Source organism: Mesonia oceanica (assembly GCF_902499555.1).
Taxonomy (GTDB): domain Bacteria; phylum Bacteroidota; class Bacteroidia; order Flavobacteriales; family Flavobacteriaceae; genus Mesonia; species Mesonia oceanica.
The window spans coordinates 139940-163652 of sequence record NZ_CABVMM010000013.1; the positions used below are offsets into that span (position 1 = coordinate 139940).

At 35.0% G+C, this 23713-nt stretch carries 20 protein-coding genes; 3 read left to right on the top strand and 17 right to left on the bottom strand.

Features of this window, described 5'->3' with window-relative positions:
- Positions 1 to 67 precede the first annotated feature (67 nt).
- The 17 genes from FVB9532_RS15805 to FVB9532_RS15885 form a co-directional block, all read right to left on the bottom strand.
- Complete coding sequence (locus tag FVB9532_RS15805) at positions 68 to 1084, bottom strand: sugar nucleotidyltransferase (RefSeq protein ID WP_150546152.1); 1017 nt, start codon at positions 1082 to 1084, stop codon at positions 68 to 70.
- Between the two features lie 92 nt (positions 1085 to 1176).
- Entirely contained in the window at positions 1177 to 1608 is a 432-nt protein-coding gene (gene dut, locus FVB9532_RS15810) for a dUTP diphosphatase (protein ID WP_150315403.1), read from the bottom strand.
- 3 nt (positions 1609 to 1611) lie between these two features.
- A complete protein-coding gene (locus FVB9532_RS15815; protein WP_150546153.1) occupies positions 1612 to 3066 on the bottom strand; it encodes a lipopolysaccharide biosynthesis protein in 1455 nt (484 codons plus the stop codon).
- A gap of 483 nt (positions 3067 to 3549) precedes the next feature.
- Positions 3550 to 4413: an ATP synthase F1 subunit gamma gene (atpG, locus tag FVB9532_RS15820; protein ID WP_150546154.1), complete on the bottom strand. Its 864-nt coding sequence runs from the start codon at positions 4411 to 4413 to the stop codon at positions 3550 to 3552.
- A 69-nt stretch (positions 4414 to 4482) separates the two neighbouring features.
- A complete protein-coding gene (atpA, locus tag FVB9532_RS15825; protein WP_150546155.1) occupies positions 4483 to 6063 on the bottom strand; it encodes a F0F1 ATP synthase subunit alpha in 1581 nt (526 codons plus the stop codon).
- Between the two features lie 49 nt (positions 6064 to 6112).
- Positions 6113 to 6658, bottom strand: coding sequence for an ATP synthase F1 subunit delta (gene atpH / locus FVB9532_RS15830; protein WP_150546156.1), 546 nt, complete (start codon positions 6656 to 6658; stop codon positions 6113 to 6115).
- A 4-nt stretch (positions 6659 to 6662) separates the two neighbouring features.
- Positions 6663 to 7163 (bottom strand): F0F1 ATP synthase subunit B, encoded by a 501-nt coding sequence (locus FVB9532_RS15835; RefSeq protein WP_150546157.1) that lies wholly within the window; start codon positions 7161 to 7163, stop codon positions 6663 to 6665.
- A 79-nt stretch (positions 7164 to 7242) separates the two neighbouring features.
- Positions 7243 to 7440 (bottom strand): ATP synthase F0 subunit C, encoded by a 198-nt coding sequence (atpE, locus tag FVB9532_RS15840; protein WP_150315409.1) that lies wholly within the window; start codon positions 7438 to 7440, stop codon positions 7243 to 7245.
- Positions 7441 to 7463: 23 nt separating this feature from the next.
- Positions 7464 to 8588 carry a F0F1 ATP synthase subunit A gene (atpB, locus tag FVB9532_RS15845; RefSeq protein WP_150546158.1) on the bottom strand — a complete coding sequence of 375 codons (1125 nt, stop codon included), beginning with the start codon at positions 8586 to 8588 and terminating at the stop codon, positions 7464 to 7466.
- Positions 8589 to 8695: 107 nt separating this feature from the next.
- Positions 8696 to 9094 (bottom strand): DUF6168 family protein, encoded by a 399-nt coding sequence (locus FVB9532_RS15850; RefSeq protein WP_150546159.1) that lies wholly within the window; start codon positions 9092 to 9094, stop codon positions 8696 to 8698.
- A gap of 1 nt (position 9095) precedes the next feature.
- The gene (locus tag FVB9532_RS15855; protein WP_150546160.1) at positions 9096 to 9329 is read right to left on the bottom strand and encodes an AtpZ/AtpI family protein; all 234 of its coding nucleotides are present in this window, start codon (positions 9327 to 9329) and stop codon (positions 9096 to 9098) included.
- The gene (locus FVB9532_RS15860) at positions 9286 to 9708 is read right to left on the bottom strand and encodes a bactofilin family protein (RefSeq protein WP_150546161.1); all 423 of its coding nucleotides are present in this window, start codon (positions 9706 to 9708) and stop codon (positions 9286 to 9288) included. The genes FVB9532_RS15855 and FVB9532_RS15860 overlap by 44 nt, the downstream gene beginning before the upstream one ends.
- Positions 9709 to 9718: 10 nt before the next feature.
- Positions 9719 to 12301, bottom strand: a complete 2583-nt coding sequence (gene porW / locus FVB9532_RS15865) for a type IX secretion system periplasmic lipoprotein PorW/SprE (protein WP_228482372.1) — start codon at positions 12299 to 12301, stop codon at positions 9719 to 9721.
- 108 nt (positions 12302 to 12409) lie between these two features.
- Entirely contained in the window at positions 12410 to 13105 is a 696-nt protein-coding gene (locus tag FVB9532_RS15870; RefSeq protein ID WP_150546162.1) for an ABC transporter ATP-binding protein, read from the bottom strand.
- A 6-nt stretch (positions 13106 to 13111) separates the two neighbouring features.
- Positions 13112 to 14587: a DUF5687 family protein gene (locus FVB9532_RS15875; protein WP_150546163.1), complete on the bottom strand. Its 1476-nt coding sequence runs from the start codon at positions 14585 to 14587 to the stop codon at positions 13112 to 13114.
- Between the two features lie 82 nt (positions 14588 to 14669).
- Positions 14670 to 15290, bottom strand: a complete 621-nt coding sequence (locus tag FVB9532_RS15880; protein WP_150546164.1) for a hypothetical protein — start codon at positions 15288 to 15290, stop codon at positions 14670 to 14672.
- Entirely contained in the window at positions 15287 to 15625 is a 339-nt protein-coding gene (locus FVB9532_RS15885; protein WP_150546165.1) for a PadR family transcriptional regulator, read from the bottom strand. The genes FVB9532_RS15880 and FVB9532_RS15885 overlap by 4 nt, the downstream gene beginning before the upstream one ends.
- Before the next feature lie 126 nt (positions 15626 to 15751).
- Between FVB9532_RS15885 and FVB9532_RS15890 the strand changes: the two genes are divergently transcribed.
- From FVB9532_RS15890 to FVB9532_RS15900, 3 genes are all read left to right on the top strand, one after another.
- Positions 15752 to 16804, top strand: coding sequence for a ferredoxin--NADP reductase (locus FVB9532_RS15890; protein WP_150546166.1), 1053 nt, complete (start codon positions 15752 to 15754; stop codon positions 16802 to 16804).
- A gap of 339 nt (positions 16805 to 17143) precedes the next feature.
- Positions 17144 to 20683 (top strand): fibronectin type III domain-containing protein, encoded by a 3540-nt coding sequence (locus tag FVB9532_RS15895; RefSeq protein WP_194716565.1) that lies wholly within the window; start codon positions 17144 to 17146, stop codon positions 20681 to 20683.
- A gap of 207 nt (positions 20684 to 20890) precedes the next feature.
- Positions 20891 to 23713 (top strand): FIDD domain-containing protein (locus FVB9532_RS15900; protein ID WP_150546168.1); only part of this gene is annotated, 2823 nt, incomplete at its 3' end.

Sequence of the window (23713 nt, forward strand, 5' to 3'; positions counted from 1 at the left end):
ATAAGCTAGAGAAAACCTCTATAAAAACCTACAAGGTTTTGAAAACCTTGTAGGAGGATTACAATTTCTATTCCAATACTGAATAATCGCCAATACTTATTTGGGTATAGTTCCCATCGTATTTGGCATGATTTCCAATCATGGAATTATCTAATTTAGCGTTTTTAATGCTTGAATTGGTTTGAATTAAGCTATTTTTAATAGAACTGTTCTCTACTACGCAACCATCGCCAATAGACACATGGGGGCCAATGGTAGAATTTTTTAATACTACATTCTCTCCAATATAACAAGGCTCAATAATTTCTGAAGCCTCTTTCTTTACCGAATCACTAATTAACTTTTCTCCATCTTGCTGAAGGAAGTTAAGCATTTTACCGTTGGTTTCTACGGTAACATTTTTATTTCCGCAATCCATCCATTCATCAACGGTTCCGGTTTTAAAAATTTTTCCTTCGGCCATCATTTTTTTAATACCATCGTTAATTTGGTATTCGCCGCCGTGCATTAAGTTTTCTTCTAAAACTTCTTGTAGTTTTCCTTTTAAAACGGCAATATCTTTAAAGTAATAAATCCCAATCACTGCTTGATCACTTACAAACTCTTCGGGTTTTTCTACCAACTCAATAATTTCTTCTTTTTCGTTTAGATTTACCACGCCGTAAGCTTCCGGATTTTTTACTTTTTTGGTCCAGATTACTGCATCGGCTTTTTCATCTAAGGTGAAATTAGCTTTTATCAGCGTATCGGCATAGGCAACAACAGCAGGCCCTGAAAGAGACTCTTTAGCACTCATAATGGCGTGTCCGGTTCCTAAAGGCTGATCTTGACGATAAATGGAAGCTTTTGCCCCTAAAGATTTTGCCAAGCCTTTTAAACTATCTACGATATCATCTCCAAAAAATGCTGGATCTCCTAAGATAAAAGCAACTTCATCAATCGGTTGGTTGAGCACTTTGGCAATATCTTTTACCAAGCGATGAACGATGGGTTCTCCCGCCACCGGAATTAAAGGTTTTGGTACAGTTAAAGTATGTGGACGTAATCTTGAGCCGCGACCGGCCATAGGTACTATTATTTTCATTTTCCTATCCTAAATCCTTTCCTGAGGAAAGGACTTTTATTTTTTATGATTTATAAATATTTTATTATTGGAGATTCCTGATTGTATAGGTATTAAACTCCTGTACTTCCAAATCCACCTTCTCCTCTGTCAGATTCTTCCAGTACTTCTACTTCTTGCCATTCGGCACGTTCGTGTTTGGCAATTACTAGTTGCGCGATACGTTCGCCATCATTAATCGTAAAAGCTTCTTTGGAAAGATTGACGAGAATTACGCCTATTTCTCCTCTATAATCGGCATCAATCGTGCCAGGAGCATTGAGAACGGTAATCCCTTTTTTTGCGGCTAAACCGCTTCGAGGTCGTACTTGCGCTTCGTAACCCACGGGAAGTTCCATAAACAAACCGGTTTTTACAATTACGCGGTCTAACGGACTTAAAATAATTTTATCTTCTAAATTGGCGCGAAGATCCATTCCTGCAGAAGCAATAGTTTCGTAAGCAGGAAGTTGATGATTGGATTTATTGATGATTTTTACAGTCATTAGCTATGATGCTTGTACTAATTTTATAATTTCTTTTTTTTCTTTTATATAGATGATTCCCAAAAATAATAAAAGTAATAATGTTCCTATGAGAATGTTCCTATTAAATATATAAAATGATGTAAACCCGAAAGTAACAGATAATCCTAAATACAATCCTATTTTTTTTAGATTATAGGGAATGGGATACTTTTTTCTCCCAATAAAATAGGAAGTAAACATCATTACTGAATACGCCGCTAAAGTAGCAATTGCAGCTCCTTTATAACCAATCTCAGGAATCAACCAAAAATTTAAAGTTAGCGTAATTATTGCTCCTAAACTTGAAATTATCGCTCCGTAATTAGTCTGATCACTTACTTTGTACCAAACAGAAAGGTTATGGTATATTCCTAAACACAAATTACCAAGAAGAATAAAAGGTACGATTACTAAAGCTTCCCAATATTCCTTGTTAGGAATTAAAATATACTTTAGCCAATCGGTATATACCAAAATAAATAATAAGATGAATGATCCTAGAATTGTAAAGTACAAGGTAATGTCTGCATAGGTTTTTTTTGCATTTTTTTGTTCTGCATGATGAAAGAAAAAAGGCTCTACCCCTAATTTAAAAGCGGTAATAAACAAGCTCATGAAAACTCCCATTTTATAGCAAGCGGCATAAATACCAATGGTTCTTTCCGCTATATTTTCAGGTAATAAATACTTGAGAATAATTTTATCAAATACTTCATTTACAGAAAAAGCAATCCCTGCAATTAAAATAGGTAATGCATAACGAAACATTTGCTTAAACAAAACTGAGTTGAATTTTAGTTTTGTGTTGAAGTACATAGGAATAAAAACTAAAAATGTCACAAAGCTTGCTATGACGTTTGCCGTGAAGATATAATGAACTTTATTTTTCTGGTATAATATATCATTTATCCAATTTGAATTGTTTGGATCTAGTTTTGCAAAAACCAAGAAAAAAACAACAACACTTACAACATTTATAACCACATTAACTATTTTAATAATACCATATTTAATGGATTTTCCCTCTTGCCTAAGTGCTGCAAAAGGAATAACTACTAAAGCGTCTAAAGACAGAATAGCAATAATAAATCTAATGTAGATAAGATTAATCTCTAATAATGAACTTATATGAGAGGCAAAAATATTTCCTAACAAACAAAAAATTAAGGTACTTACAAAAAGTGAAGTTAATCCAGTCTGAAGCACTTCTTTTGAATTTTCCTTTTTATTAATGAACCGAAAAAAGGCAGTTTCCATCCCGTAAGAAAGCACCACATTACCCAATACCATAAATGCCATGATTAATGAATATAATCCATAATCTTCTGCAGATTTTAATTGAGTGATAAAGAAAGGTGTTAGCAAAAAGGTGAGTATTCTTGGTAATACCGTAGCTAACCCGTAAATGAATGTTTGTTTAAATAATCGTTGAAGCACAAGTAGATTTTAAACTTTAAATGTATCGATTTTAGTAACAGTTTTCAATCTTTTTATAGAAAAAGAAAACCCCGAATTGCTTCGAGGTTTTTATAATATAAAAATTGAATTTTCTTACTTGTTCAAAGCTTCTCGAAAGAATAATTTGACTCCGGCTATCGCTTCGTCTAATTATTTAACGCCTCTCGAAAGAATAATTTGACTCCGCTATCGCTTCGTCTAATTATTTAACGCCTCTCGAAAGAATAATTTGACTCCGGCTATCGCTTCGTCTAATTATTTAAAGCCTCTCGAAAGAATAATTTGACTCCGGCTATCGCTTCGTCTAATTATTTAACGCCTCTCGAAAGAATAATTTGACTCCGGCTATCGCTTCGTCTAATTATTTAACGCCTCTCGAAAGAATAATTTGACTCCGCTATCGCTTCGTCTAATTATTTAACGCCTCTCGAAAGAATAATTTGACTCCGGCTATCGCTTCGTCTAATTATTTAAAGCTTCCGCTCCACCAACAATTTCTAAGATTTCGTTGGTAATGGATGCTTGACGTGCTTTGTTGTACGACAGTTTTAAAGAATCTCTTAATTCTGTCGCATTATCGGTTGCCTTGTGCATTGCTGTCATACGAGCACCGTGTTCAGAAGCAAAAGAATCCCTTAAGGCTTTATATAATTGAATTTTTAAAGACTTTGGAATGAGTTCTTTTACAATTTCTTCTTTTTCCGGCTCAAAAATATAATCTAAATTCACATTATCTCCCCCTTCTTCCATTGGAATAATTGGTAAGAACTGTTCTTTAGTTACTATTTGTGTAGCAGCATTTCTAAAGCTATTGTAAACGAGCATTACTTTATCATAATTTCCTTCTACAAAAGCTTTCATAATATCTTCGGCAATTTCAGCTACATCATCAAATTCAAGCTTATCAAAGATTTCTGTATTATGATTAGAAATGGTAAAGGTCTTTTTTAGAATATCGTTTGCTTTTTTACCAATGGTATAAAGCTCTACTTCTTTTCCGTTTAATTGCTCTTCGTAAAGTGACTTAACACCTTTAACGATGTTAGAGTTAAATGCTCCCGCCAAACCACGATTAGAAGAAATAGCTACTACCAATACTTTTTTCACCTCACGTTGCTCAGCATATTTGCTTTCGCTTTCCTCTCCTAGAGTAGCACTTAAACTTTGAAGCAATTCTGTAAGTTTATCGGCATAAGGTCGCATCGCTGTAATTGCATCTTGCGCCTTGCTCAACTTTGCAGCAGATACCATTTTCATGGCACTGGTTATCTGCATGGTCGAAGAAACCGAGGTAATCCTGCTTCGTAATTCTTTTAAATTTGCCATTGTATTAGTAATGAGTGGTTAGTAATGAGTATTGAGAACATTTTAGATCTCAATACTCACCTCTCAAATCTATTTTTTATACTTTGCTGAAATTTCTGAAGCTGCGTTTCTCAACACTTCTAAAGTTTCATCTGTTAACTTTCCAGCTTTTAACGTATCTAAAGTATCTCTATGTTTTGCTTTAAGGTACTCTAAATAATCGCTTTCAAATTCTTTTACTTTATCTACAGGAACTTCTTTTAGTAAGTTCTTAGAACCAGCATATACAATTGCAATTTGATCTTCTACTGGGTAAGGATCGTTTTGCGCTTGCTTTAAAATCTCTACGTTACGTTTTCCTTTTTCAATAGTATTTAAAGTAGCTGGATCTAAATCTGAACCAAACTTCGCAAATGCTTCTAATTCACGGAACTGTGCTTGATCTAATTTTAAAGTACCTGCAACTTTCTTCATTGATTTAATCTGAGCAGAACCTCCTACACGAGATACCGAAATACCCACGTTAATTGCCGGACGAACACCCGAGTTAAATAAATCTGAAGTTAAGAAAATCTGACCGTCTGTAATTGAAATTACATTGGTAGGAATATATGCTGAAACGTCTCCCGCTTGTGTTTCAATAATTGGTAAAGCGGTTAAAGAACCTCCTCCTTTTACTTTGTCTTTTAAAGATTCTGGAAGATCGTTCATATCTTTTGCAATCGTATCATCGTTGATCACTTTTGCAGAACGTTCTAATAATCTAGAGTGAAGGTAGAAAACGTCTCCAGGATAAGCTTCACGTCCCGGTGGACGACGTAATAATAAAGATACCTCACGGTAAGCTACTGCTTGTTTAGATAAATCGTCATAAATAATTAAAGCTGGACGACCTGTATCTCTAAAATATTCACCTATCGCTGCTCCAGCAAATGGTGCATAAACCTGCATTGGTGCTGGGTCTGATGCATTTGCTGCAACAATAGTCGTGTAAGCTAAGGCTCCTCTATCTTCTAATGTTTTGGCGATACCAGCTACAGTTGAAGCTTTTTGTCCAATAGCTACATAAATACAGTAAACAGGCTCTCCTCTATCGTAAAATTCTTTTTGGTTAAGAATGGTATCAATACAAACGGTAGTTTTACCAGTTTGACGGTCACCAATTACCAACTCACGTTGACCTCTTCCTACCGGTACAAGAGCATCGATAGATTTAATACCCGTTTGTAATGGTTCTGCTACAGGTTCTCTGAAGATTACCCCTGGAGCTTTACGCTCTAATGGCATTTGTAAAGTTTCTCCTGTAATTTCACCTTTTCCATCGATTGGAGTTCCTAAGGTATCAACTACACGACCAACTATTCCTTCTCCTACATTAATCGAAGCGATACGTTGTGTTCTTTTAACAGTATCTCCTTCTTTAATTTTCTTTGAAGGACCTAAAAGTACAACCCCTACGTTATCTTCTTCAAGGTTAAGTACCATTCCCTCAAGACCTCCTTCAAACTCAACAAGTTCTCCGTATTGAGCGTTGGCAAGCCCATAAACGTTGGCAATACCATCACCAACGGTTAATACTGTTCCTACCTCGTCTAAAGAAGCTTTCGCTTCAAATCCTGATAGTTGTTCTTTTAATATTGCTGATACTTCAGCAGGATTCACTTCTGCCATAATTAATTATTATAAATGGTATAATTTCTTATACCGTTTTAATGTTAATTTATACGTGTGCTTTGTTTTTAAATCTTGTTCTAAGGGTATTTAATTTTCCTTGAATACTAGCATCGTATTGCTGATCTCCAATTCTTAAAATAAACCCTCCTAAGATTGACTCATCAATCTTGTTCTTTATAGTCACTTCGCTTCCGGTTAGGCTTTTTACTTTTGCAAGTAATTTTGCTTCGATTGCCGGAGTCAAAGCTTCTGCAGTAGTAACTAAAGCAACTTTCACATTGTTCTTTTCGTCATAAAGTTCAATGTACTTTTTAGTTACTAAGTTTAATTCTGCAATTCTGTTGTTATTTGCTAATACTGAAAACAGGTTTTTCACATCTTCTGAAACCGATTTAAATATCGCTTTTAAAGAATTTACCTTTGCATTAACATCTATTACAGGGCTTTTTAAAACACTTCGTAACTCTCCACTTGCTTCTAATGTTTTGTGAATATCACGAATATCTTTATTAATAGCTTCCTGATTGTTTCTTTCTTCAGCTAAATCTAATAAAGCTTTTGCGTAACGTTGTGCTGCTCTACTACTTGCCATAATCTTAGTTTAGCTTAACATCGTCAAGCATATTATCAACCAACCTCATTTGGTCTTCTTTGTTGTCTAACTCTTTCTTTACTACTTTTTCAGCAATCTCGATAGAAAGGCTAGCTACTTGCGCTTTAATTTCAGATAAAGCCGCTTGCTTTTCTGTTCTAATACTTTCTTGCGCTTTAAGAATCATTGCATTAGCTTTTTCTTCTGCTTCACCAGAGGCATCTGCAATCATTTTTTCTTTTATTTGTCGCGCTTCTTTTAGCAACTCATCACGCTCTTCACGTGCTTCCTTCTTCATTTTCTCGTTATTGGCCTGCAAATTTTTCATCTCTAAACGAGCTTTTTCTGCAGAGTCCAATGCATCTTTAATGCCTTGCTCTCTTTTATCTAAAGAGTTTAAAACAGGACGCCAAGCATATTTTCTTAATAAAAGAATTAAGACAATTAAGATTAAAGCTTGCCAAAAAAACAATCCGTAGGCAAAATCGTTAACTAACTTTTCCATTTATCTTTTAAGTTTCTTAATTATTAATTTTAAAAACAACCCCTGCAACCAACCGTTACAGGGTGTTGTTTGTTTAATTTTAAGCTAGGATTAAAGCAGCGAATGCTAAACCTTCTAATAATGCAGCAATAATAATCATCGCTGTTTGAATCTTACCAGAAGCTTCAGGCTGACGTGCAATAGCCTCCATAGCAGAGCCTCCAATTTTACCAAGACCTAATCCTGCCCCGATAACAATTAAACCTGCTCCAACTAACGCTAGATCTAGACTTTCCATAATCTACAATTTATAATTAATAATTAAACAATATCATTTGTTTCTGGATGATGGTCGTGCTCTTCTACAGCTAGACCTATAAACAACGCAGATAACATAGTAAATATATATGCCTGTAAAAAGGCTACTAATAATTCTATTACTGAAATAAACAGTGTTAATAATACTGAAATAGGACCATCCAACACAATATTATCGGTTACGAAAATAAGTGCAATTAAACTCATTATCACAACGTGTCCCGCAGTGATGTTTGCGAACAAACGAACCATTAATGCAAATGGTTTAGTTAATGTACCTAGTAACTCTATAGGTATTAAAATAATCTTCATGATTACAGGCACTCCAGGCATCCAGAAAATATGTTTCCAATAATCTTTAGTTGCGCTAAATTGAGTAACCAAATAAGTAAATAAAGCTAAACAAGCTGTAATAGCTATATTTCCTGTAACATTCACTCCAAGTGGAGTCATCCCTAGTAAATTCAAAATCCACACAAAGAAGAAAACAGTTAACAGGAAGCCCATAAACCTTCTGTACTTTGCTTTCCCAATATTTGGGATTGCTATTTCATCTCTTACATAAATCACTAATGGCTCTAAGACTCTTCCAAAACCAGTAGGAATATGTTTATCTCTATAATGTCTAGCAAGACCACCAAACAATAATAAAAGTAAGATAGATGTTAATAAAATCGTGAATACGTTTTTGGTAATTGAAAAATCTAAAGGTTTTTCATTGGTTGGATGATGCTCTTCATCATAGGTCATATCACCCGCTGCATTGGTCTTATAAATTCTTCCGTGATAAAGTTTGTAGTAATCACCACCTACCTCAGCAACTTTTTCTCCGTGATGAAACTCTGAAGACAAAAAGACCCTCAAGCCACCATCATCAATTAAAATTACAGGAAGCGGAAAGCCAATATGTTTTCCTTCTTCAGAATCTGAATATAAAGTGAAATCGTAAGAATCTTGCAAGTGATGGCTAATATATTCTTTAACCTCTCTTTTGGTATCTACCCTTAACGACTCTTGATCTGCCTGTCCTTCTTCGTGGTGTTGCTGTGGATTGTTAGCAAAAACACCTAAAACATTAAATGCTACTGCAAAGAACAATAAAACTTTAATTATGTTTTCCTTTTGCATTTCAGGTTAATTTCGGTCTTTAAATTTCGGTGCAAATGTAAGTAATTAAATTTTAAAAAATCACACGAATTCGTGAATAAGTTTCATTTCTTTTAAAACCCCTACAATTACTTGTCTTTCTTATAGTTAATACGATTTAAAATTCTAGAAACAAAGTATATTTCAACTATTAAGCAGATAGCATAAGGAATAAAAAAGGTTAATAAATAACTTTTATCTAATGCCTGGTTTTGAAGTTTTGACCAGATCAAAAAAAGGGAAATTTTAAGAAAACTACCCGCCATAAACAAAAAGCCCAATTGGTCTTTAAATTTTTTACTGAGCAGAATAATGGTAAGTGTAAACAAAATGGTGATTCCGCCATTAAACTTGTAACTGAACTTTAAAATTGACGTTAGGTCTTTAGGGAAATAAGTAGTTAATAGAAATTGATGAAGAAAGTATCCTCCTATTAAAATTATAATAATGGTAAGTAAAAATTTTAGCGCCTCTTGCTTAATATTCATATTAATTGTTTAGCCCTTTTAGCTGTCGGAGTACGGCATAAATAGCTACTGCTACACCAATTAAAACAAATAAAATAGTAAACCACTCTTTATTAGATGGGTATTTTTCATCTAGCCATTGCCCAATCCACGCAAAAACAAAAATAGTAGCTCCCATTTGGATAGCTATACCAGAAAGTACAGCCCAATTTCTAAGCGGTTTTTTCTCCTTTTGTTTTTCCTCTTCCTCTCTCATCACTTAATGTTTTTACCCCTCCTTTCATAGAACACTTCGCATTGAAGGTAGCATCCGGATCTACCGATAATTTTCCGATAATCACCTCGCCTTCTATATTTGCGGTCGATTTTAAACTCAACATATTTTTAACAACGAGCTTTCCTGAAAATTTCCCTTCAAAATCTGCATTTTCACATTCTACTTCCCCGTCAATATAACCGGTTTTTCCTACTACAATTTTTCCAGCAGTCTTTAATGTACCTTCTACCTTTCCTTCTATCCTAAAACTTCCTTTTCCTTCAATACTCCCAGTAATGGTAGTTCCTTGAGCTATTTTATTTTGCTCTTTTAGACCTTCTGACGATAATCCTCTGGATTTTTTGTTATCTGAAAACATAATTTTAGTTTTATTGTGATTGCTCTGCTAAATAAGCATCTAAGTTTTTATGAATTTGAACTATTTGATAGTTACTATCAGATATTCCAAAATTAGTATGGTTAATTTCATAATCTTTCTCTTCTGCCAGCACTTTTCCAAAACCTTCAGCTCCCAATTTACTTTTCAATCCGTGAATCACTACAAAAATTTCTGTAGGAGTATAGAAATCAATAGAAGTATAAAATTGACCTTCATATCCTTTATCTGCAATAGCTGCATCCAGTTTTTGCTGAAGTTCTTCCGCCATCTTTAGATCTGTACTCGCAAATGGATAAACAAGATAGAATTGATCTCCTCCTTCATCTTTACTGAAGTTGATATTCTTTAATGCAGGCAAAGATTGTTTTATTATTTCTTCCGCCTTTTTTCCTTCTTCACTTTGCGGATAGGTTAAGGCTACATAATTTAGAGCTTCCTCATACGCATTGAAACCTTGGTAACGCCCTTTGGCAAAAGCTTTCAATAATTCAAATTTTGGGACAATATCGTCTCCGGTATAAATCTCGATATAGTTATTGGCGTTGTCGATTACCTCTTTGTATTTTTCAGCTTTATATTTTCTGTAGATAGAAGCATAAACAGCTTCCGGACTATTTTCATCGTCACGCAACGAACGTGGGTTTCTTAAAATACTTGCATAACGGGAATCGGGATGCTGAGTTAGGATATTTTGTTTCCATTTATCTGCGGAAGCAGTATTTCCGGTAGCTTCGTATATTTTGTATAGATAATATTTTGAAGGAAGTATTAAACGTTCCTGCGGATTATTTTGCAATAAAGTCTCTAACTTATCTGAAGCTAAGCCATATTCTTTAAACTTTTCTTTATAAATCACCCCAAGTTGGTAATAAGCAAAATTTCTTTCTTCCCGAATACTGTCAATCACTTTTTTATCTGAAGGAATACTATCAATATAGGTTTGTGGGTTATAGGCGGGATCACTTTCGATAATCGCCATAAAGTCTTCTTCTTTAGCTTCTTCAATATTTTTCTTGGAACCACTTGAACTTGCTTCGTAGCGCCAATTGTCTTTTAGCTCTCGATTTCCCCAAGTTCTATTGAATTTTTGCAATCCTCTTGCTACTTGACGAGGGTCATAAAAATAAAAATTAGATCCACCCGCTGTATTTCCACTTGAAGCGGTACTCTTCTTGGTTCCGAAAAGATTTCCTGCTTTTTTAGTTTCTCCTTCCGCTTTTAAACGTTTAGCTTCTTCAATAGCTTTCTGCTTCATTTCAGCCGTAACTTCTTCAAAATAAGCCAAACGATCAGCTTTCGACATCGCTACCAAGTTGATGATACTATCGTCCCTCCTCGCGATATCTTCATATTTAATAACATCGTCCAGATTTTCACGTTTTTTACGAATACTCCTGAACTCACGAGTATTCTGAGGAATATTCATCATCACGCTATCATAATAAGCGCCGGCTTCTTTATATTCTGCTGCATCGAAATTAATATTGCCCAAATTGAGGTAATCTCTCGATTTAAGATAATTGTTCTGTTTGGGAACTTCTGCTCTTAAAGAGTAATTATAAAATTCTACCGCCCCATCTATCGAATCTGTATTCTTATAATATTGAGCTACTTGATAATTGATAATATCTAAATAAGGTCGGTTTTCCCTATTTTCCAACATTTCATTCATCAATTCCATAAATGCTAAATGATCGCCTTCATCATAATCAAAGTTTTTGGCTTTTTCCATGTAGGCATTAATCATATACTCGCGAGGAGACTTCCTGTTCAGTTCGATCACTTGATCAAAAGCTTTATTAGCACTATCAATTTCTCCTAACCTATCATAAATCTGCCCTTTTATGTAAATCCATCTTCCTTTTTCTTCATTAGAATCTGTAAATTCAATAGCCTTATTTAAAGGTGCAATCGCTTCTTCTTTTTGATCGAGGTTTAAATAGGCTTGTGCCATAGCTGCCGATGCATTGGCAAGGTCTTCATCTTCAAATTCTATCTGTTCTTCAAAAAGTTTTTGAAGGTTTTGAAGGGCAAGTTCATCGTTGCCCATGCGCATATAGGTTTTCTCACGCCAAATTTTAGCAGTAACCAAACGATCACTCTCCGGGTAATCGGTAAGAATATAATTGAATGCTTCTAAAGCTGGAAAAAACCGCTGATCGTAATACCGTGCTTTTCCTAACAACAGAAAAGCTTCATCCATTTGCGGATTATGCTCTTCTCCCGCAATACGCATATTATGTTTTTGAATGGCTTTGGTCGCTTTTTCTTCAGCTCTTTGAAAATTGGCGTTTTTGGTTTCTCCGGGTTTATTGGTTTCTTCTTCTACCTGCATTCGCTCAATAGGAAGTATTTCCCAAAAATTGTCCTGATAGTTTTGTGCTAGTTCTTCTTTTCCGGCGGCAAGTGCCAAGTTTCCATTATAAATAATGTTATAGTAAGTTCCCATTGCATGGAAATTACGATTGAGCCACTTATCCTTCTTTCTAGAACAAGAAGCAATGGTTGCCAAGGCCAAAATGGCCACGCAAAAATGAACGGCGGTAGAAAAGTTGTTCTTCTTCAAATTCATTAATTATTAGCTATTTAAATAACTAAGATTCGCTACTTTTAGTATGGTAGCGCGTAAAAATACGTTTCTTTGTAAGAATTTAAAGAATATCTCGAAGATTTTTGACGTTTACCTGTTAAAATAAGCTTCTAATTCTTCTAAAGTTGCTTGACTGGTTTGGATGTCTTTTACCGTTGCTCCTTTGTCAAGCACTACAATTCGCTCACAAACTTCGGTTACATGAATTAAATCATGACTAGAAATAAGAATAGTAGTATCGGTATGTTGGTTTAATTCTTTAATTATTTTTTTAAGCCTAATTTGTGTGGTTGGATCTAAATTGGCAAAAGGTTCGTCTAAAATTACTACATCGGGATTGCCAATAAGTGCTGCGATGATGCCGGCTTTTTTCTGGTTTCCTTTAGAAAGGTCTCGCAGGTATTTCTTTTTCTGAAGAATTTCATCATTAAAAAATTCTTCATATTTCTTCAGAAAATCATTAACATCGGCTTTATTTTGGCCGCGTAACTCTCCTATAAAATAAAAGTATTCTTCTGCTGTAAGGTAGCCTATTAGAAAGCTTTCATCTATAAAGGAGGAGGTAAATGGTTTCCATTCTTCACTTTCATTTACAATGATATGGTTGTTTTTAATGTACCCACCGGAAGGCTGAATTAAATCTAACAGTAAACTAAAAAATGTAGTTTTTCCCGCTCCGTTATTTCCTACCAAACCAAAACTTTCCCCAGTTGGAATGTCTAAATTATCTATATTTAAAACGGTCACGCCGTTATAATCTTTGCTTAAATTGCTTACACTTATCATCGTGATTTATTTTTTCTCGCTAAATGCAGCGATGGTTTTGTATTTCTGTTTTTGATACACTTTTTCTATCTGGTTTAAAAAGAAGTTGGTAAACACCAATCCCAAAACTCCTGAAACCGCCAGACAAATAATTCCGGTTTCAAAGTTGATTAGTTTATAAGGAATATAAAAGATAAGGATAGGACCAAAAATTTTAGGTAAGGCTATTAATAATTGTGTTGGATTAAAACCTTGAGTGTTACTAAAGGCTTTTGCTCTCACATTCAACTCTACAGGAACTCGGTTTAAAACTCCTCCATACAAAGTAATAAATGAATTTAACCCCATATTAAATAAGGCTCCGGCGGCAATCATCCCGAAAATATCCCAGCCAAAATAAATATATGGTGTACTTAAAATAAAGGAAATCAAAACGGCCACCACCATTAACGACCATTTAGATTTTAAATATTCACGATAGGGAATATTTTGACTCATTAATAACTTGTAATATTCGCTATCCCAAGATGGTACCAATTGACCAAAAGACATGAGAAAACCTCCTGTAACAAACATAGAAGCAAAGGCTAAAAACGCCGGCATTTCTTGATAAGTTTCTTGGGTGTAGAAAATGAGTCCGTAGAAGAGAAATAAGAATGACATCAACAGTACCTGTTTTGGGCGCTTGTTTCTCATAATCATTCTAACGTCATTTTTTAAGAATGGCGCTATTTTACCAAATCTATTTAGCCAAGTAAGTTCTTGCGTGTGTACATCTTTAGTTTCCTTTGAAATAGCTCCGTCTAAATAAAAATCTTTTCTAATGAATTTAAAATTAACCCGGTAGAGCATCACCATTAAAAGTAATGGAATTAAAACTGCATAAGGTTTATTGTAAATAGTATTGAAAAAATACCCTGCTGGTTCTGTAACCGAATAAATTCCATAAAACTGAAGCAATCCGGCAGCGATTAAAAGGCTTGCAATTACATAAAAAACCTTGTTGTTTTTATTGAGTAAAAAATTAAGGTAGTTAATAGATAAGGTGAATAACATCATCGAAAAGAACCAACTCGCTATATGAAGTATGGAATAATCACCATTTACCAATAACGTTATGGAAAACGGTAAAAAGAAAAATAACGGCAGAAAGTTGAAAAAAGAAATGGAAGTTTTCCCTAATAAGAAATGAATCACGACACTCCGCTTTATAGGAATCACCATATAAGGTTTGATGTTTAATACGGGTAACTGCTGCAAAAAGTAGCGAAACACCATATCTGCCAAAAACCAATAAATCACAAAATTATTTACAATTGTAATGGGATCTTTATCGGGCATAAATTTTTGAAGTCCAAAATAAGCAGCGACCCCCATAAAAGCTGCCATCCCAATAAAATATAATGCGCCAAATGCAAGCAATATTTTTATCGCAATCCCTTTTTGAAAATAGGAAGAACGAGAAAACTGTTTCCACTCTAAAGCGATAAAGCGTTTAAACATAAAGATTGGTTTGTTTTTTAGATAGGTATAAATTTAATAATAAACGTTACACTTTTTCTAAATTCATTTCTGGATAAGTTTTTTATAAAAGTTCAAGTTTCCTTTTATATTCTTGGGTAAAATCATAGGAAGTATAAGTAGTTGCTATAAGCACCCAAAATAAAAAAGAATACACCATTTCATATTGCTCAAAAGCAAATCTATCTCCCAATAAAAGATTATGAATGGCTATAAAAGGTATAGTTGAAATAATACCTATACGCCTCAAAAAAGATAATTTTATTTTTCTATAAAGAATTATTGGTATAAAAGCCAACACTAACAAAACAGCATAAAAAGCAATCAAAATTTGGGTAGAATTCAAATATTCTTTTAGATCTACAGCAAATAATATAACAGCTATCAAAAAAGCAGGAACTAAAACCTTCAGATTAGTCATGTTTTTAAAAACTTCTTTTAATACCTTTTTATCTATGCTCCAACTATATTTTCCGGCATTTTTTAATAAGGTTTCTTTATGCTGTACCATATAAACTTTAAATTCTTCGTAAAAATTTGTTGTATTATTTGCTGATAATCGAGATTCGATTTCAGATGCCACGTGATCCACCACTTCTGCGCGAGTATCGATATATTCTACTCCAGAATTTTTAAGGTAATTATCTATAAATTGTATTTCTTCTTTGGTTAATTTTGGGTTCATCCTAAACTTGGTTTTGGGTTCACGATACCTTGAATGGTTTCAATAAATCTTTCCAACTCTTCTATTCTATTCACTCTTTCTTGAGTTCCGGCTTGGGTAAGTTTATAGTATTTCCGTAATCGGTTATCTACTTTTTGCATTTCTACCTCTAAAAACCCATCGGCCTCTAATTTATGTAGAGCCGGATAAAGTGCACCTTCAGTAATAGTTAATTCGCCTTGCGTAAGCTCTTTTACTCTTTGAGTCATTTCATACCCGTACATTTTATTATTTTCTGCTAATAGCTTCAAAATAATAGTAGAAAGACTGCCTTTATATAATTTTGAATTAGACATTTTTCAGTTTTAAATTCAACCCAAATATACCTAATTTTCTTATGCATAAAAAACTTAGGTATTATATTTTGAAGTAAAATGTTTTAAAAAACACCTGACTTTGTATTTTTGCTGAAAATTTTTTTAATGAAGAACTTTCATTCCCTATCTGTAAAAGAAATAATTCGAGAAACACCCAGAGCTGTAAGTTTGGTTTTTGATGTACCTGAAGACTTAAAACCTATTTTTAAATTTACCGCAGGTCAATATATTACAATTAAAAAAGATTTTGACGGACAAGAACTCAGACGCTCATACTCCATCTGCTCTACTCCAAAAAGTGGTCAATTAAAAGTAAGCGTAAAAGAGGTTGCTGATGGCCGTTTTTCTTCTTTTGCCAATAACCAATTGAAAGAAGGTGAAAGTTTAAATGTTTTTCCTCCTGAAGGAAAGTTTATCTTTGAAGCCAACCCAGGGAAATCTCACCACACGTATGCCGCTTTTGCTGCGGGAAGCGGAATTACTCCGGTGATGTCCATCATAAAAACAGCCTTAACCGAAGAGGAACACAGTAAATTTGTATTGGTCTATGGTAATAAAACTCCAGAAGAAACTATTTTCTTCAAAGAGTTATTAGAGCTTCAAGCAACGTATCCTGATAGGTTTTTTGTAGAATTTGTATACAGTCGGTCAAAAGACGAAAATTCTTTCTTTGGAAGAATTGAGCGAAGTACAGTAAACTTTGTGATGAAAAACAAATTCAAGGGGCATCAATTTAACGATATTTATTTATGTGGCCCTGAAGAAATGATCGATTTAGTTTCAGAAGTGCTTCAGGAGAATAATATTACTAAAGAAAATATTCATTTTGAATTATTTAGTTCTAGCGATGAAGGTGAAGTTGAAGCTAACTTAGATGGTAAAACGCAAATCACGGTAATTTTAGATGATGAAGAGAAAACCTTCATCATGGATCAGAAAAAGAACATACTCGATGCTGTTTTAGACGAAGATCTTGATGCACCTTATTCTTGTCAAGGCGGAATTTGTAGTTCTTGTATCGCTAGGATTACAGAAGGAAAAGCTGAAATGGCTAAAAATCAAATTCTTACTGATGATGAAGTTGAAGAAGGTTTAACACTTACCTGCCAAGCTCACCCTACTACTCCTACTATTAAAATAGATTATGATGATGTTTAATTAATTCAAAATATACTCTCAAAAAAACGCCTTTCGATTTGAAAGGCGTTTTTTTATACTAATTTTCAAAATGTTAATAGTATGTTAAATTTTAATAGCGTATTTAAATCAGTATTGAATAATTTTCATCATAATAACCTCAATAACAATAATAACACAACTAACTTCCTTTTTTATATAAGAAAATATAATTAAGAAAAATTAACATAAAAGATATTTAATACATCAGGATAAACGATTTAGTAAAATTATATATATTTACGAAAAACCAATGAAAACGTAAACATGATGAAAAATTACTCGTTAAAATCAAAAAAAAATGATAAAAAAATATCTTTTTTGCTTTTATTAACACTATTATCTTTTTCAGTATTTTCATCTGAAAAAGAGAAAGACAAAACCTTAGAACCACCAACACCTTCCTTATTCTTTAATACACCAGAATACATAACTTTAACTATTGATTCTGGCTTAAATGAAGATGTTATTGCCAATGGAACCGGGGAAACAATTAACTCTACCACTTCAGATATTGATGGAACCGGTTATTGCTTTTTAGAACAAGGCTTGGTAACTTCTAATGGTAATGCGCCTACAACTTACGGACTGGATCCTTCAGGGTTCTACGACCTAACAGACCAAGAAGAAGGTGCCATCTATCAATTTGCAGATTATGGGGAAAATAACTCCTTAAGGCTATCTAATGAAACAGAAATGTCAGGAACCCTAACATTCTCTAATGGAGGAACTTTTCAAAACCTCTATATCTTAGCTACTTCCGGTGGTGCAGATTCAGATTTTGATGTGGAGATTAATTTTGACGATAACACTTCTCAAACAATAACCGGAAAACTAGCTCCAGACTGGTTTAACAATACTACTCCTCCGGCAGTTATTACAGGAATAGGAAGAGTTAGTACCACCGATGACGTTTTACAAAATCCTCTTAACAATCCTAGGATTTATCATATCACGCTAGACATAGAAGAATCTAATTACAGTAAAACCATAGAAAGTATTGCGATCACTAAAACCAATACCGATGGGTTTTTAAATGTTTTTGCCGTTAGCGCAAAAACTTCAGCAGACTGTTTATCACCTACTAACTTAGCTGTAGATAATATCACCACTAGCGAAGCAGAACTTTCCTGGGTTGCCGGAGATACGGAAGAAAGTTGGGAAATTGCCATTCAACTGGCTGGAATGGATACTCCTGAATCTGGAACTGAAGTAAGCGAAACCACCTACAATTTTAATGATTTAGAGACCAATACAGAATATGAAATATTTTTGAGATCTTATTGTGGAACAGAAGGAAGCTACAGTTTCTGGACTTCCACAACCTTTACAACTGCATGTGGTCTTTTAGACGGATTAGAAGAAGGCTTTGAATCTTCTTCTGAAATACCTAGCTGTTGGGAAATAATTAATGATGGAGACTCTACTTATCCTTGGGAAGTATATACCTTTGATTCCAATACTGGAAGTAATTCTGTACGTATTAGATCTGATTGGAATTCACATGATGATTATTTAATTAGCCCTAAATTTACCGTAAATGCCAACGAAAGTGATTTACTTAGTTTTTGGGCAAAAAATTCAAATTCTACAAATGCACAACCCTTCGATATTGTAGTTTCCACTACTGGAAAGGCAAAAGAAGATTTTACAGACGTCATCGCTACTCAAGTTAGTGCCCCCGAGAATTGGAATGAATACTCTTATGACCTTTCTGCATACGTAGGTCAAGATATCTATGTCGCTTTTAAAAACACAAGTACAAGTTCTTTGAATTTCTATTATCTCTATATAGACGATGTAAATACTTCAGGTATACCATTATGTCCAGCTCCAACAAATCTCAACGCTCCTCTGGTAACCAATACAAATGCGCAGTTAACTTGGGAAACAGATGGAGCTACCGCCTGGGAAATAGCCGTACAACCTGTGGGAACCGGAACACCGGATTCTGGAGAAGCGGTAACTACCAATACCTACGATGTAGCTATAGATCCTTCAACCGTTTATGAGTTTTATGTTAGAGTTGATTGTTCTGAAGTCGAGGGATTTAGCCCTTGGACGGGCCCATATGCTTTTGGAGTATATTCAAAACTCCAACCTAACGAAGGGTTTACAGATGATGTAATTGCTAATGGAATAGGGGCTCCCAGTTCTTCTACCACTAATGATGTTGATGGCGCAAATTACGCATATATGTCTGAAGATTATCAATACGATATCGACACTCCTCCCGTTAGTCAAAATGGTGATGGTTTACCCTTAAATGGTGATTTAACAAAAGAAGGAGGAGAAACCAGCGGTTTGCATTTTCAAATGTCTCCATTTGATAACCCATATGAGGGAAACAATTCTTTGCGCTTAGAGAATGTTTCAGACAACGGGACTTTTACCTTTAACAATACTCAACCAGCAGAAAGCTTACATTTAATGGTAACTTCGGGGAGTGGTTCCGCAGAAATGACAGGAACTATTACTTTTAACGATGGCTCTACTCAGGCCATCGAAAATACATCTGTTCCTGATTGGTACTTTAACGAAACACCTCCTGTTATTATCCGTGGAATTGGTAGACTTAATCTTGATACTGAAGATGTAGAAACTTCAACAACTAATCCCAGAATTTATGAATTAGAAATAACCATCGATGAAGCAAATCAATCGAAATCTATTTCTGAATTGTTTTTTGAAAAATCTTCAGGAGACGGAGTAATTAATATTTTTGGCGCTAGTATTAAATTAGCAGAAACCCCATCTTGCTCAGTACCAACACTAGTTCAATTTTCAAATATAACAACAACTTCTGCTCAGATCTCTTGGACATCAAACGGAGACGAAACTGAATGGGAAATTTTGTACGGACCAACAGGATTTGATCCTGAAACCCAAGGTACAACAGCTACCGATGATGATCAAGAAGATGGATACTCATTGAACGACCTAGAACCGGACACCGAATATGATGTATATATCAGAGCGGTCTGTGAAGAGGAAAATTATAGCGAATGGTCTACGGTTACTTCCTTTTCTACTCTTGAAAGCTGTGAAACACCTACAGGTATTGAATTTTCAAATATTACAACAACTTCTGCTCAGATCTCTTGGACATCGAACGGAGACGAAACTGAATGGGAAATTTTGTACGGACCAACAGGATTTGATCCTGAAACCCAAGGTACAACAGCTACCGATGATGATCAAGAAGATGGATACTCATTGAACGACCTAGAGCCGGACACTGAATATGATGTATATATCAGAGCGGTCTGTGAAGAGGAAAATTATAGCGAATGGTCTACGGTTGATTCTTTTTCTACTCTTGAAAGCTGTGAAACACCTACAGGTATTGAATTTTCAAATATTACAACAACTTCTGCCCAGATCTCTTGGACATCAAACGGAGACGAAACTGAATGGGAAATTTTGTACGGACCAACAGGATTTGATCCTGAAACTCAAGGTACAACAGCTACCGATGATGATCAAGAAGACGGATACTCCTTGAACGACCTAGAGCCGGACACTGAATATGATGTATATATCAGAGCGGTCTGTGAAGAGGAAAGTTATAGCGAATGGTCAACGGTTGCTTCTTTTTCTACTGAAGAACTTGATGTAAATGATATAGATTTTTCAGGATTTATGTACTATCCTAATCCTGTAAGAAATATGCTAACATTCAAAGCCAATAATCCAATTAAAAGTATAACTGTTTTCAACATGTTAGGTCAACAAGTTTTTCAAAAAGATTATAACAAAGTTTCAGGTTCAATAGATTTTTCGATGCTTCAAACAGGAAATTACTTCATAAAAATTCAAATAAAAAATTCTATTAAAATGATTAAACTAATTAAAGAGTAACATATTCTTTAAGCAATATTTTAATTAAGCAAGTTTTGCCTGAAAGGTTTCAGGCAAAACTTGCTTATAGCTATTAAGAATGTTTCAAACAATTTAGTTAAAAAATGTAGTAATTATAGATAGTAACCTGTTATAGTTAAAAATACATAATAATTATTTATTTTTATCGAACTAATCTTATAACCCCTTTAAGTTATCAATTAACTTATGAAAAAAATATTACTCCTATTCACCCTATTTTTATATTCAACTATATTTTATAGTCAAAATTATAATATTGGAGAAGAACCTCTAATAAACACTTGCTCTGGTAGTTTTTACGACACAGGAGGTCCATCTGGTTTTACTATTTCTGAAGATATACAAATTACTACTATTTGTCCTGATACAGATATGAATATTCAACTAGTGTTTGATTCTTTTCTTACTTCAGGTAACGATATCCTTTATGTTTATGATGGAGACAATGTAAATGCTCCTTTAATTGATTCTTTTTCAGCATCTCAAAGTACTCCTTTCACAATTTCAGTAGGAGAACAGAACAGTACCGGATGTCTCACATTTGAGTATGTTCCAGATGGACAACCTTCTCCTTTACCAGGATGGGAAGCCGAAATTTCTTGCGTAGTGCCTTGTCAAAATATTGATCCTGCAATTACTTCTGTTAGTCCATCAGAATTAATAGATGACACCTATACAGTTGATGTTTTTGTAGAAATAAATTTTAATGCAGAAGTTATTTTTGAAAATAGTGACGAAAATGCAATATATTCTTGGGACTTTGGGGATGGAGATTCTGGAAATGGTTTAGAAGTAAGTCATACGTATTCCCAATTGGGAACATTTACCGTTGAACTAGAAGTAACAGATGCCAACAATTGTACATCAACTATTTCTATTCCTTTAGAGGTTATTTTTAATGAAAATGAAGGAGATTGTGTGATTACAACCATTAACCCTGATTTTGAAGAACCTGTAATACCTCAATCAGGTTGGCCTTCTTTTCAAAATGATAGTAATGTTCCTGGATGGCAAACCACAGCCACAGATAGCACCATAGAAATTTGGCCTAACTCCAGTAATGGCGGCGCCATAAATGCCTATTCCGGTAATCAATATATAGAACTTAATGCCAATGAAACATCTGGTGTTTACCAAGATTTCAATACGCCTATAGAAGGTACTCAGTTTTATTTTAGTTTTGCTCATGCTGCTAGAAACCAAGCCCCTTCTGGAGAAGATGTTGTAGGGGTTTTTGCCGGAGCTCCTAACGGAAATTTAACTTTAATTGCCCAATACTCTTCATCTGTCAATGAAGGTTGGGATGTAAAAGTGGGAACCTACATAGTTCCTACCGGTCAAACCTCCACTAGATTTGAGTTCAGGGCAATTTCTACTGCCTCTGGAAACAATACTGTCGGAAATTTTCTAGATGATATTCACTTTACTGCTAATTCAGGGATCATCACACAAGATCCCTATACTGTTTCTTGTACTAATACCATAACATTAGAAGCAATTGGTAGTGGTATTTGGATTGCAGATCCCGATAATCCTTCACCCACTATCATTGAATCTCCAAATTCAGGAACAACAACCATAACTGGATTAAATAACTTAGGAGATTATATTTACACTTGGACTAACGAATATTGTGAAGAGTCTATTACCATTCAAGTAATTGGAGGTGATTTATCATTAATCACAGACTCTATTGACATTCTTGGAAATTGTGATAATGATGGAATTAATTCACAAACTTACGATCTTACCCAAACCATCACTCAATTTACTGAAAACCCTCAAGATTATAGCATTTCCTATTATGAAACTGAAACTGGAGCACAAACAGAAAATAATAGTGAGCTTATAAATGATCCCGAAAACTATAGTTTTTCTAATGACACTCCATACTCTTTATACATTAGAATAGAAGAAGATGATAATTGTTATCAAATTGCTGAAATTAATGCCATTATTTATACTGAACCTGAGATAGAAAATCTAAGTTCCCTACAAGACTGCTTTGAAAATTTAACGGATGCTTTTTATGATTTGGAAGAAAATACCGCTGCAATCTTGGGTAATCAGGACCCGGACAATTTTGAAGTGTCCTACCACACCACCCCAGAAAATGCAGAGAATGATATTGAAGATATTGCCGATACCCAAAACTATAACCCGGCTTCAGAAAATGAAACCATCTATGTTAGGATAGAAAATACGAACAATACCGATTGCTATAACACCGGAAGTTTTGAGGTGAATACAACCCTCATCCGTATCGGCGATTTATCAAATAGTAATCTGGAGTCTTGCGATGGCGATAATGATGGGGACGGTGAATTTGACCTGACACAGAACAATGCAGCGGCGCTTGACGGCCAGGAAGCCTCGGACTATACGGTGACCTATTACGATAGCCAGGCCTCTGCAGATGCCGGCCAGTCGGAGGCAATCCCCAACCCGACGAACTACTCCAATGTACTTTCGAACCCTCAGGAGGTCTTTGTGCGTGTGGAGAGCAACAACAACAGCAACTGCTACGAGACGGGCAGCTTTTTTATCGAGAGCTTCGAGAGCGGTGCTGCCAATGAACCCAATGACCTATACCTTTGTGATAATGGCGTTTCGGGGAACACGGTAGACCTAACGGTGAACACCCCCGTTGTGCTTGGGGACCAGTCCCTGGATGATTTCAACATCCGTTACTACGAGACATTGGCCTCAGCAGATTTGGGTGGTGCCGGCATCACCAATACAACATCCTATGAACCTTTGGAGGACGGCCAGGAGATCTTTGTACGCATAGAGAACGCCGAACGCCCCAACTGTTACAATACCACTGTTTTCGAGATCGAAGTGGCCACGGTAGTGATCGGTGAGGTAAGCGACAAGGAGGAATGCGACAACGGTAACACCGGAGAGGCTACCTTCGATCTGACGCAGAGCAATATAGAGGCTTTAGCAGGCCAGAGTGCAGGTTCTTATACGGTATCGTATTATGCGGGAGAGTCCTCCCTTGACAAT

Excerpts from the sequence above, each read along its gene's own strand:
- FVB9532_RS15850 (WP_150546159.1), bottom strand. The coding sequence starts at position 9,094 with ATGAATATTAAGCAAGAGGCGCTAAAATTTTTACTTACCATTATTATA.
- atpH (WP_150546156.1), bottom strand. The coding sequence starts at position 6,658 with ATGGCAAGTAGTAGAGCAGCACAACGTTACGCAAAAGCTTTATTAGAT.
- FVB9532_RS15855 (WP_150546160.1), bottom strand. The coding sequence starts at position 9,329 with ATGAGAGAGGAAGAGGAAAAACAAAAGGAGAAAAAACCGCTTAGAAAT.
- FVB9532_RS15805 (WP_150546152.1), bottom strand. The coding sequence starts at position 1,084 with ATGAAAATAATAGTACCTATGGCCGGTCGCGGCTCAAGATTACGTCCA.
- porW (WP_228482372.1), bottom strand. The coding sequence starts at position 12,301 with ATGAATTTGAAGAAGAACAACTTTTCTACCGCCGTTCATTTTTGCGTG.
- FVB9532_RS15875 (WP_150546163.1), bottom strand. The coding sequence starts at position 14,587 with ATGTTTAAACGCTTTATCGCTTTAGAGTGGAAACAGTTTTCTCGTTCT.
- atpB (WP_150546158.1), bottom strand. The coding sequence starts at position 8,588 with ATGCAAAAGGAAAACATAATTAAAGTTTTATTGTTCTTTGCAGTAGCA.
- FVB9532_RS15880 (WP_150546164.1), bottom strand. The coding sequence starts at position 15,290 with ATGAACCCAAAATTAACCAAAGAAGAAATACAATTTATAGATAATTAC.
- atpG (WP_150546154.1), bottom strand. The coding sequence starts at position 4,413 with ATGGCAAATTTAAAAGAATTACGAAGCAGGATTACCTCGGTTTCTTCG.
- FVB9532_RS15890 (WP_150546166.1), top strand. The coding sequence starts at position 15,752 with ATGAAGAACTTTCATTCCCTATCTGTAAAAGAAATAATTCGAGAAACA.
- FVB9532_RS15870 (WP_150546162.1), bottom strand. The coding sequence starts at position 13,105 with ATGATAAGTGTAAGCAATTTAAGCAAAGATTATAACGGCGTGACCGTT.
- FVB9532_RS15860 (WP_150546161.1), bottom strand. The coding sequence starts at position 9,708 with ATGTTTTCAGATAACAAAAAATCCAGAGGATTATCGTCAGAAGGTCTA.
- FVB9532_RS15885 (WP_150546165.1), bottom strand. The coding sequence starts at position 15,625 with ATGTCTAATTCAAAATTATATAAAGGCAGTCTTTCTACTATTATTTTG.
- FVB9532_RS15835 (WP_150546157.1), bottom strand. The coding sequence starts at position 7,163 with ATGGAAAAGTTAGTTAACGATTTTGCCTACGGATTGTTTTTTTGGCAA.
- dut (WP_150315403.1), bottom strand. The coding sequence starts at position 1,608 with ATGACTGTAAAAATCATCAATAAATCCAATCATCAACTTCCTGCTTAC.
- atpE (WP_150315409.1), bottom strand. The coding sequence starts at position 7,440 with ATGGAAAGTCTAGATCTAGCGTTAGTTGGAGCAGGTTTAATTGTTATC.
- atpA (WP_150546155.1), bottom strand. The coding sequence starts at position 6,063 with ATGGCAGAAGTGAATCCTGCTGAAGTATCAGCAATATTAAAAGAACAA.